Here is a 9,639-nt window from a genome sequence, read left to right on the forward strand (position 1 = left end):
GGGGGGGGGGGGTTCTTCTAGACTCGGGGTATGGACGGCGATACTGTACTTAATGCTTTGCTGGTTCTGTTGTTCGTCCTGATCGGTGGTGTATTCGCAGGCACTGAGATGGCTATAGTGACCTTGCGGGAAAACCAGGTCCGCAGGATCGAGACCGGCGGTAAGCACGGACCGAAGACGGCGGCGTTAGTCCGTAACCCAAACCTGTTTCTGTCCGCGGTGCAGATCGGGGTGACCCTGGCTGGGTTCTTCTCCTCCGCGTACGGTGCCTCGACACTCGGTCCCGATGTCGCACTGATCCTGGAAGGTCGCGGCCTGTCGCCTCAGGCAGCAGACACCGTCGCTCTGATCGGAATGACCCTGATCATCGCGTATCTGTCCCTTGTCTTCGGTGAGCTGGTGCCGAAACGACTCGCTATGCAGCGTGCCGTGGGGTTCACCCGCGCTCTGGCGCCACCGCTGAACATATTCGCGCGACTCATGCGGCCGGTCATCTGGTTGCTGTCCGTTTCTACCAATGCGGTGGTAAGGATCCTCGGTGGTGACCCTCATGCCCGAACGCAGGAAGTGAGCGCTGAAGACTTGCAGCAGATGCTCACGGAAACCCCGAACCTTAATCGGGAGCATCGAAGGATCCTTTCGGATGTTTTCGGCGCCGGCGATCGATTGATCCGTGAGGTTATGCGGCCGAGGCCAGATGTCGTTTTTCTCCGCGCTGATCTGTCTGTCGAGGACGCCAAAGCCGTCATCGCAAATCACCCGTACACCCGATACCCCGTATATAAGGCAACGCAGGACGACGTTGTTGGGTTCGTTCATCTTCGGGACCTCTTCGAGGCCCATGGGGGTGAAGAGAGAACTGTCGCGGACCTGATCCGCCCTATTTATCCCCTACCGGGAACGAATAAGCTCCTTCCATCGCTGAGTCTGATGCGTCAGCAGGGACAGCACATGGCGTTGGTCGTCGACGAGTACGGGGGCACTGATGGGATCGTCACCCTTGAGGACCTCGTTGAGGAAATCGTTGGCGAGATCTATGACGAATACGATAGGGACCAGCAGTTGGACGAAGTAGAAGCCGCTGCCCTGGTGGAAGGGGAGTCGCGGGAGATTGACGCCCGATTGATTATCGAGGACGTCCCGGAACTCATCGGGATTGAACTCCCCGATGACGGCCCCTATGAGACGATCGCAGGTTTCATCATCGACCGGCTGGGGCGGATCCCCGATCATGGGGACAGCGTTGAGACACAGGGCCACCTCTTCGAGGTGGCCCTGGTATCGGACCACCGCGTGGAGAGGATTACCGTTACGCGCCTGCACCTTCCGTCGGGGGCCATCGGTGGCGGGGACGAATCACCCGAACGCGATCAGCTCTGACACCAGAAGAGAACACCGCCCATGAGGGGCTGGCGCGAAAACCCCGTGCAATCGTCGCGCCCAGATCGATCATTGTGCAGGTGGCCTGACTTCTGCGCCGGAAGCGGCGTTAATCCTGGTTTACTGGTGGCGCAGCAGCCCCCCTCGACGCTGGTATGGCGTGCCGCTCTTCCCTTGGTAGGTGAAGTGTGCTTCACTTGTTTGGTACACGGAGGGGAGTATCCCCTAATCGGCCCGTCGTCACTACGGCTCATGAGCAGCCCGGCGGACAAGCCCTTTCGGGGGCGGGAAAGACCTCCGATCGATTCGATCGGAGGGTTTTTCATGGATGTCCCATTCTGGATTTGGGCTGCGGTACTGGCCTTCATAGTTGTGATGCTGGCTGTCGACCTTTTTGCTCACCGTCGCGCCCACGTTATCGGCGTGAGAGAAGCCGCCATCTGGTCCGGTGTGTGGGTGGCCTTCGGTGTCGCTTTCGGCGTAGTGGTCTGGATGAACTGGGGGGCCGAGTTCGGTCAGCAGTACTTCGCCGGCTACCTCATTGAGAAGTCCCTCTCGGTGGATAACGTTTTTGTTTGGGCAATCATCTTCAGCTACTTCGCCGTTCCGCGCGAGTTCCAGCACCGAGTCTTGTTCCTGGGCGTGCTAGGGGCACTGATCTTCCGCGGAATCTTCATCGCCGCCGGCGCCGTGCTGATTCAGAACTTCTCCTGGATTCTCTACGTTTTCGCGGCCTTCCTGCTCTACACCGGGTGGAGGATGATCCGGCAGCGCAACGCTCACCTGAACCCCGAGCAGTCGATAGTGCTTCGCGGCTTCCGGCGATTCGTGCCGATGACCGAGGCTTACCACGGGCAGAAGTTGCTCATCCGCAGGAACGGGGTGTTACTGGCCACCCCGCTGCTGGCGGTGCTGGTACTGATCGAGGCCACGGACATAGTTTTCGCTGTCGACTCCATCCCGGCTATTTTCGCGGTCACCGACGAAGTTTTCCTCGTCTTCACCGCCAACGCGTTCGCGATCCTGGGCCTGCGCGCGATGTACTTCCTGCTGGCAGATTCGATCCACCGGTTCATCTACCTGAAGATCGGGTTGGCCTTGGTACTGATCTGGGTCGGCATCAAGATGCTCCTCAAAATCGATCTGTTCTACATCCCCACAACCATCTCCCTCGCTGTGGTCGCCACTATCATCACGGTCTCCATCGTTGCCAGCCTGCGCGCCACCCGCGGCCAGGGCCGCAAAGCCGTCCCCCAGCCAACCGAGCCGCCTTTCCGGGTCGCCACTGAGGAAGAAAACGCCGAGCTGGAGCCAGTGTGGCGGCGTCACCGTGGCGAAGTCCGCACCAGCCCGCGGGCCGAGACCGTAAACGCTGACGGGGACGAGGACGAGGACGATCGAGAGTCCGCAGGTAGGGACGGTGGTGCACGATGAGCGCAGCTTCTGCCTTCCCGCGGCGCCCCGTCGTCGTCATTGTCCCCGACGAATCCGTTGCTACAACTGTGGCGCACAGCGCGGTTTGGGCTGCTTCAGAACAGGAAAGACCCATACTACTTCTGGTGCCAATACAACGGCCGGCGTTCACCACCGATCCGGCGATAGTGGCGAGGATGTATGGACGAGCGCTGCGCGAAGCCGAAGCCCTCGCTGGCAAGGTTCGGCCTGTACTGGAAGCGGCGGGATTCTCCGTTCCCGCGCGCGTCGTATGGCACGGCACGTTCTCATTCAGGCGTTCCCGTCCGGCCCGGGCCACAGCCCTGGCCCGGGCGGTGCGCAGGGCAGGCGCGGCCGCCGTCGTTACTCCCATTGAGCTGCCTGGGCCGTTAGTACGGGGTGTGGAAATCCTGCGTATAACGGATGACCAAGCACAACGCACAGCACACTGGTCGGAAGAGGATCTAGCTTCATCCAAGGAAAGGACCGCTCCAATGTCGCGCACGAATTCAACGAATCCGGCCCCAGAAATACCGGCCAACGAAATAGCGACCCCCGACGTAGCGCCAACCCAGGCGTCATCGCATCAGTGGACGTTCCTGACCAATCACAGCCACGTCCTGCTGGCCGTGCACGCGAATCCCCGCGTTCTCGTTGATGACGTGGCTGCCACGGTTGGGATCACTCCCAGGGCGACCCTGCACATCCTCAAAGACCTCGAAGAGGCGGGGTGCCTGGAACGCATCCGGGAAGGACGCCGTACCCGCTATGTGATCCAACCCCGCCAGCACTTCCGCCATCCCGCCGAGGCACACCAGGAAGTCGGTGCACTCCTGGCGATCTTCGCTCCCCACTAACGGACGACTACGAAAGGAAATCACCATGAGAACCCGAGCCACAGCCCTTCTGGGCTCCGGTCTACTCCTGACCGGAGCCCTGTTCCTGACCAGCTGCGACGACGCACAACTGCCGCAAACCCCAGGAATAGAAGAACAAGACGGCGAAGACCAAGACCAGGGCGATAATCCTGACATCCAGGACGAACAGCAGGACGAAGAGCAGGACGGGGGCTAGAGGCAGCAAGGCCGGTCTGAAGCATCCAGGGACCCAAAAGGTTGGGAGACAGATATGACGAGGGAGTATCCAGCATCTCGGCGCGGCCGTGAACGGCTGGCACAGCAGGATCGAAGGTGCAGGTTCCTCCCATACCACCGCGTCTGGGATGTCCGGCGACCCGCTTTGTCTTTGGCCGCAACAGGATTGCGCGTGGCCTCCACGGCAGGAAGCGCTGGTTTTTGCCGGCGCTACCCCCGACACGACGGCGATAAGCCATGATCATCGTGTTGGTTGGTGTGGACGGGGCGGGCAAAAGCACAGCAGGTCGGCTGCTCGCGCAGCGCCTCACCGCGGCAGAGTATCCGGCGACCTTCACCATGAACCGTTCGGGCCGACGCAGTATCACCGCGTGGTGTAAGCGACGCAGCATCCAACCTCCGGTGGTTCTACTCGATGCGATAGAGACCAGCATTCGCTGCATCAACGTGCTGGCGTCTCACCTGCGCGCCAAGGTCGGATCCGGGGTCCTCATCATGGACAGGTACCTCTACTGTCAGGTGGCGCTCCGCCGGGCGCGGGGGCTGCGTTCAGGATGGCTGCTGCCTTTCCTGCTCAAAGTCCTACCCGCCCCGGATATCGTCTTCTACTTCGACGTCCCGGCTGACATCGCGTACTGCAGAGTCCGTCGCCGAGCCGCGGACACCGAGACCTTCGAGCACTTGCAGGCGTTCGATGCGGCATACCGGGAACTGAAGAACTTTCCGTCCTTCGTCGTTATCGACGCGAGCCTCCCCTCCGAGCAGCTCGTCGAGGACATGCTGCAAAATCTCGGGGTGTGCGGATTGGGACTCCAATGAGGACTGGACGCAGAAACACCTATGATGGCCCGCAGATTAGTCCTCCGCGCAACCGATCGAAAACGGGCAGCAACACCGAACTCATAGCGTGGCTGTTCATGCGATGCTCCGGCGCGCTCCTGGTAGTCCTGATCTTCGTGCACCTCTTCGTAAACCTCATGCTCGGCGACGGCATCCAACAAATTGATTTCGCTTTCGTCGCCGGAAAATGGGCGCACCCCTTCTGGCAATGGTTCGACCTGATCATGCTCTGGCTCGCCATGCTCCACGGCAGCAACGGACTCCGCGTCATCATCAACGACTACGCCGACACCGCCAGGATCCGCCTGATGCTCAAAGCCGTCCTACTCACCTGCTCGGCAACCATCATCGCGCTCGGATCACTCGTCATCTTCACCTTCGACCCCTGCCCCACCCAAGCCGCCACAGAATCACTGCCCGCATTCTGCGCATCACCCAGTGAATCGAGCACCGCATCCTGAACGACCGCCCATAGAACACTCGGCAGCGAAGGCACTCAGTGTGACTGTCAGTTAGAAATGGCGGGTTTTTAACAGTTCATCTGGCGGTTCCGGACTTCATCCCGCGGACCGCTTACGGCGCTATGCCAAAAAAATCCCGGAGCCGACGTCATCAGGAACCGCCATTCCCAACTGTAAAAAGCCGCCAGACGAAGTTAACAGTTACAGCCACTCTCGCTGAAAGTCCCTGGCTGTCACTTAAACGAACGTATAAATAACAGAGGAGAAGCCAGTGCTTGTCGGATACATGCGCGTCTCAAAAGCGGACGGATCCCAGAGCACCGACCTGCAGCGCGACGCACTCCTGGCCGCCGGCATCGCCGAAGACTCCCTCTACGAAGACAGGGCCTCCGGGAAGAAGGAAGACCGGCCCCAGCTGGTCGCCTGCCTCAAAGCCCTGCGCCACGAAGACACCCTGATTGTTTGGAAACTCGACCGGCTAGGCCGGGACCTGCGCCACCTGGTCAACATCGTCCACGACCTCACCGAACGCGGCATCGGACTCAAGGTCCTCACCGGACAGGGCGCCGCCATCGACACCACCACCGCATCCGGGAAACTCGTCTTCGGGATCTTCGCCGCCCTCGCCGAATTCGAACGCGAACTCATCTCCGAACGCACCCTCGCCGGCCTCGCCTCCGCCCCTACAAAACGACCCCCGCGAAACTCCGCCTCGCCATGGCATCCATGGGCAAGCCGGATACCAAAGTCAGCGACCTCTGCGCCGAACTCGGCATCACCCGCCAGACCCTGTACCGGCACGTGTCACCGACCGGGGAACTGCGCCCCGACGGCGAAAAGCTCCTTTCCCGGTAGGTGGGCCGCCGAGGTGCGCCTTCGACGTTGGACTGCCCGGTGACAAGCCCATCCCAGTACCAAGGATGTGAACGGGGTTAGGGACGTTGTAGCGATCCGAGGACGCGTGGTGGTGTAGATCTGATCGCTTCGGCGGCCGGGGTCCGGTGCTCTGACCTCCCCGTCTGTCGCTTGAGACTGGTTCCGGTCATGAGGGGCGTCTGGGTTCCGGGACGGCAACGGCTCGGCGACGGTATTGAAGACGACACGTAGCACTCCGCCGGTATCCCCGATTCACCAGCCCGGCCCATGGCGTGGTCGCTTTTCGACAGGGGAGGAACCGCGCCGTTATCTGGAACCCACTGGAGCGCGTTCGGAACACTTAGTTCGAGGGACGCTGTACAGCGGCTGGGCGTCCGTGGGAACCGGCAGCATCACGGTGCTGGTGTTTTGGCTCCGCGCAGCCCGGCGGTTCGTCAAACCTGCTGCTTCGTGCAGGGCACGTAGTGCCAGCCGCCGCTGAACTGTTCCGCCGATGGCCTACGAGTTCGTGTGCCCGGTCAGCCGGTCCGGCCTGAATCGGAAGGGTCCTCCGCTGTTAGCGAGCCGGCGTGGGCGCGTGCGGTGGGGTCCCTGCGGACCTTGATCAGGCTTGCGATGGTGGTCACAGTCAGGACGACTGCGATGACGATAAGGCTGATGTTGGTGCTGATTTCCGGTACCCGGCCATCGATGCCGTGCCCCCAGTGCAGAACCAGTTTCACTCCGATGAAGGCCAGAATAAGCGCCAGACCCGTGGAGAGATAGACCAGCCGGTCCAGAAGCCCCTTAACGAGGAAGAACAGCGCCCGCAACCCGAGCAGGGCGAAGGCATTGGCGGTGAAGACGATGTACGGTTCGGCGGTAATACCGAAAATAGCCGGGATCGAGTCGAGCGCGAACAGCAGGTCGGTGCTGCCGATTGCCACCAGCACAATGAAAAGCGGCGTCACCGCCCGGCGCCCGGCGCTGCGCGTGAACAACCGCCCGTCCTCGTAGTCCTTTGTGACGGTCAGCGCGCGGCGGGCCACGCGGACCAGCACGTTGTCATGGACATCCGGGTCTGCGTTGCGGTGCCGGTAAAGTTGAACGGCCGTCACGATCAGCACCAAGCCGAAGATCAGGAACATGAAGGAGAACAACTGGAGCAGTGCTGCGCCCAGGGCGATGAAGATCCCGCGCAGGACCAGGGCCAGGGCTATTCCGAAGATCAGGACCTTCTGCTGGTACTTCTCGGGGACGGCGAAGGTCGACATGATGATCACGAAGACGAAGAGATTGTCGATGGACAGACTTTTCTCGACGATATAGCCGGCAAAGTATTCTGCGCCGTAGTCCCAGCCGACCTGGGCGGCGAAGACCAGTCCAAACACAATGGCCACGGCAACATACAGGACGGATGAAATGGCGGCTTCGCGGAACTTGACAACGTGCGGCCGCGCGGCGGCCAGTCCAAGATCCAGGGCGAGCAGCCCGAGGATAAGTCCGATGGTGAGCGTCCAGCGGAGTGCACTGACTTCGAGCATTGTCGACCTTCCTGTTGTCAACTGAGACTGATTGGTCGTTTTTCCTGCAGTAAGTGGAAAGGCGCCGGAACACGGACAACACGGCCGCGGGACCCGGCGGCGCGCACTCCCGGACATCGACCGGGCGCCTGATGGGCTATTGTCCTTGAAATGGCAACCCAGGATTTTGACTCCGGGACACCCCCCGTGCCCGCCAGCGGGACGCGGTGGACGTTCCTCACCAACCACGCCCACGTTCTGCTCACCATCGCCCGTGATCCGCAGGTCCGGATGCGAGACGTCGCCGCGCGGGTGGGGGTGACGGAACGCGCAGCGCAGAAGATCGCAGCTGACCTTGTTGAGGCCGGCTATATCACGAGAACGCGCGCCGGGCGTCGCAACAGCTACACCGTCGCCACCGGCCGCCCCTTTCGCCATCCCGTCGATGCCGGCCACGAGTTGGACCAGCTCCTCGCGGTTCTCGTCCCTGAACCCACCTCCCGCACTATAGACACCTGAACTGTAGTTCGCTAATCTAAGTTCATTGGTTGAATCATACGCTACCGCACGGGTGGCAGGGCGGCCGGATGCCGTGTCCTCGGCACGGCTGGGCGGCGGCGGTTTAGAAGGAGCTCGCTCTTGAATAATCGAGAGGCGCATTTCAGACCGCAGCTTTTGGGCGGTGCTCCCGCCACCGTCGCGGATTCCACAGCGCCGGTGTATCTCATCGTCATCGCCGCTGAGTCGGACGCTGCCGATCTTCTGGCCCTGGCGGCCCCGCAGGCGCGCGGCGTCGGTGCCCGCTTGCTGGTCGCTCTCATCCGGCCCCGTTTGGGCTTCACGACCGACCCCGCTCTGGTCCGGTTCGTCACCGCGCGCAGGAAGCAGGAGGTGCTCCGGTTGGAGCGTCTCGGACATCAGGTGCTGGATCCTGCCGGGGTCACATTTGAAACTGTCTCGATGACCTACCGGGGCGGCGGCTCTGAGTCCGGGCAGACCCGCCGTATTGCCGCAGCATTGGAGCGACTGGCCCGCGGCCGCGGTGCCATCCGCTGGCCGGCAACCGGTGCAGTTGCAGCCTCCCGGAACAAGGGGAACCATCAGTGACCCGGGAAAGCCCGGGTGACGGGCTGAAACCGGCACCGAACAACAGCATTGTGGTCGGTCATGATGGATCTTACTGCGCCTATTACGCCCTGGACATGGCACTTGGACTCGCTGAGCAACTGCAGGCCGCCGTCGTCATCGTGCGGGCCTGGTCCATCGCCACCGCTCCGCGGCCACCCGGCTGGAAGTTCGGGTATGTGTCGTCCTTTGATGAGTACGCAGCGACGGTGCATGGGGAGTTCATGCGGGATGTGCAAATGAGCGTTGACAGATACCCCACGGTTTCCATTAGCTACAGGGCCGTTAACGCCGGGGCGGCAAAGGGTCTCATTGACGTCTCACGGGAGGCCCGAATGCTGGTTGTCGGATCGCGCGGGCGCGGCGGTCTCGCCGGGATGCTGCTCGGCTCCGTAAATGACCAGTGCGTCCGGCATGCGTCCTGCCCGGTCCTGGTCGTGCGCCCCTGGAGCTGAGGCCGCGGCGCTCCGGACCTTCGCCGGATCCTTTGCGTGGGCCCGGTGCGGTCAGGGTCTAGAATTTCTCCGGGCGCAAGACTTCGATGTCACTCACGAACAGGATCATGGCGTAGTCCTGGTAGTAGTGCTCCTGAAGGTGGGCGGCAATTGCGCCGGCTGTCCGGTCGTCACACACCACCTCGATGCGGATGTTGCTGTTCGCTTCCCAACCGGCACTGCGGACGCCGCGGTGACCTTTGCCTCGGGCGTCGGTGATGGTGTATCCGCGGGCATTGAGCCGGTCGATCTCACGGGTGAGGGTGGCCTCAAGTACCGCTTCGGTGACGACGGTCAATAACTTGCGTGCATGGCTTTGCATCGGTCTTATCCTTTCGCGAATGTGTGGGCCCACACGGCTAGCGCGTGGTACATCGGGATGCCAAACAGTACATTGAACGGGAACGTGATCCCCAGTGCGGCGGCCAGCGAC

At 61.8% G+C, this 9,639-nt stretch carries 12 protein-coding genes and 1 pseudogene; 10 read left to right on the forward strand and 3 right to left on the reverse strand.

Annotated features, from left to right (window positions below):
• Window positions 1-30 precede the first annotated feature (30 nt).
• From Y704_RS0101385 to Y704_RS18105, 7 genes and pseudogenes are all read left to right on the forward strand, one after another.
• On the forward strand, window positions 31-1,380 hold the full coding sequence (locus Y704_RS0101385) for a hemolysin family protein (RefSeq protein WP_026548801.1): 1,350 nt from the start codon (window positions 31-33) through the stop codon (window positions 1,378-1,380).
• A 324-nt stretch (window positions 1,381-1,704) separates the two neighbouring features.
• Window positions 1,705-2,814 carry a TerC family protein gene (locus Y704_RS0101390; protein ID WP_026548802.1) on the forward strand — a complete coding sequence of 370 codons (1,110 nt, stop codon included), beginning with the start codon at window positions 1,705-1,707 and terminating at the stop codon, window positions 2,812-2,814.
• A 494-nt stretch (window positions 2,815-3,308) separates the two neighbouring features.
• The gene (locus Y704_RS0101395; protein WP_253904186.1) at window positions 3,309-3,671 is read left to right on the forward strand and encodes a helix-turn-helix transcriptional regulator; all 363 of its coding nucleotides are present in this window, start codon (window positions 3,309-3,311) and stop codon (window positions 3,669-3,671) included.
• A gap of 25 nt (window positions 3,672-3,696) precedes the next feature.
• Window positions 3,697-3,888 carry a hypothetical protein gene (locus tag Y704_RS23740; RefSeq protein ID WP_155850157.1) on the forward strand — a complete coding sequence of 64 codons (192 nt, stop codon included), beginning with the start codon at window positions 3,697-3,699 and terminating at the stop codon, window positions 3,886-3,888.
• A 257-nt stretch (window positions 3,889-4,145) separates the two neighbouring features.
• Complete coding sequence (locus Y704_RS0101405) at window positions 4,146-4,727, forward strand: dTMP kinase (protein ID WP_026548804.1); 582 nt, start codon at window positions 4,146-4,148, stop codon at window positions 4,725-4,727.
• Complete coding sequence (locus Y704_RS0101410; protein WP_051476582.1) at window positions 4,724-5,209, forward strand: succinate dehydrogenase hydrophobic membrane anchor subunit; 486 nt, start codon at window positions 4,724-4,726, stop codon at window positions 5,207-5,209. The genes Y704_RS0101405 and Y704_RS0101410 overlap by 4 nt, the downstream gene beginning before the upstream one ends.
• Window positions 5,210-5,480: 271 nt before the next feature.
• Window positions 5,481-6,064, forward strand: a pseudogene (locus tag Y704_RS18105) (recombinase family protein).
• Window positions 6,065-6,603: 539 nt separating this feature from the next.
• Here the strand turns inward: Y704_RS18105 and Y704_RS0101420 are convergent.
• A complete protein-coding gene (locus Y704_RS0101420; protein WP_026548806.1) occupies window positions 6,604-7,608 on the reverse strand; it encodes a TerC/Alx family metal homeostasis membrane protein in 1,005 nt (334 codons plus the stop codon).
• Window positions 7,609-7,758: 150 nt separating this feature from the next.
• On the opposite strand from Y704_RS0101420, the gene Y704_RS0101425 reads away from it, so the two are divergent.
• The 3 genes from Y704_RS0101425 (at window position 7,759) to Y704_RS0101435 (ending at window position 9,167) form a co-directional block, all read left to right on the forward strand.
• Window positions 7,759-8,106 (forward strand): helix-turn-helix transcriptional regulator, encoded by a 348-nt coding sequence (locus Y704_RS0101425; RefSeq protein ID WP_026548807.1) that lies wholly within the window; start codon window positions 7,759-7,761, stop codon window positions 8,104-8,106.
• A 120-nt stretch (window positions 8,107-8,226) separates the two neighbouring features.
• Entirely contained in the window at window positions 8,227-8,694 is a 468-nt protein-coding gene (locus Y704_RS0101430) for a hypothetical protein (RefSeq protein WP_155850158.1), read from the forward strand.
• Window positions 8,691-9,167, forward strand: coding sequence for a universal stress protein (locus Y704_RS0101435; RefSeq protein ID WP_162149342.1), 477 nt, complete (start codon window positions 8,691-8,693; stop codon window positions 9,165-9,167). Before Y704_RS0101430 ends, Y704_RS0101435 begins: the two co-directional genes overlap by 4 nt.
• Before the next feature lie 58 nt (window positions 9,168-9,225).
• Here Y704_RS0101435 and Y704_RS0101440 read toward each other — a convergent pair whose 3' ends face one another.
• Window positions 9,226-9,528: a P-II family nitrogen regulator gene (locus tag Y704_RS0101440; protein ID WP_026548810.1), complete on the reverse strand. Its 303-nt coding sequence runs from the start codon at window positions 9,526-9,528 to the stop codon at window positions 9,226-9,228.
• A 5-nt stretch (window positions 9,529-9,533) separates the two neighbouring features.
• On the reverse strand, window positions 9,534-9,635 hold the full coding sequence (locus Y704_RS23745; protein ID WP_275451043.1) for a sodium-dependent bicarbonate transport family permease: 102 nt from the start codon (window positions 9,633-9,635) through the stop codon (window positions 9,534-9,536).
• Window positions 9,636-9,639 lie beyond the last annotated feature (4 nt).

The sequence above is a fragment of the Arthrobacter sp. Br18 genome (assembly GCF_000520555.1).
Classification (GTDB): Bacteria; Actinomycetota; Actinomycetes; order Actinomycetales; family Micrococcaceae; genus Arthrobacter_D.

Coding starts and splice junctions, on each gene's coding strand:
- Y704_RS0101395 (WP_253904186.1), top strand. CDS start 3,309: ATGTCGCGCACGAATTCAACGAATCCGGCCCCAGAAATACCGGCCAAC.
- Y704_RS0101420 (WP_026548806.1), bottom strand. CDS start 7,608: ATGCTCGAAGTCAGTGCACTCCGCTGGACGCTCACCATCGGACTTATC.
- Y704_RS23740 (WP_155850157.1), top strand. CDS start 3,697: ATGAGAACCCGAGCCACAGCCCTTCTGGGCTCCGGTCTACTCCTGACC.
- Y704_RS0101405 (WP_026548804.1), top strand. CDS start 4,146: ATGATCATCGTGTTGGTTGGTGTGGACGGGGCGGGCAAAAGCACAGCA.
- Y704_RS0101410 (WP_051476582.1), top strand. CDS start 4,724: ATGAGGACTGGACGCAGAAACACCTATGATGGCCCGCAGATTAGTCCT.
- Y704_RS0101385 (WP_026548801.1), top strand. CDS start 31: ATGGACGGCGATACTGTACTTAATGCTTTGCTGGTTCTGTTGTTCGTC.
- Y704_RS0101425 (WP_026548807.1), top strand. CDS start 7,759: ATGGCAACCCAGGATTTTGACTCCGGGACACCCCCCGTGCCCGCCAGC.
- Y704_RS0101390 (WP_026548802.1), top strand. CDS start 1,705: ATGGATGTCCCATTCTGGATTTGGGCTGCGGTACTGGCCTTCATAGTT.
- Y704_RS0101440 (WP_026548810.1), bottom strand. CDS start 9,528: ATGCAAAGCCATGCACGCAAGTTATTGACCGTCGTCACCGAAGCGGTA.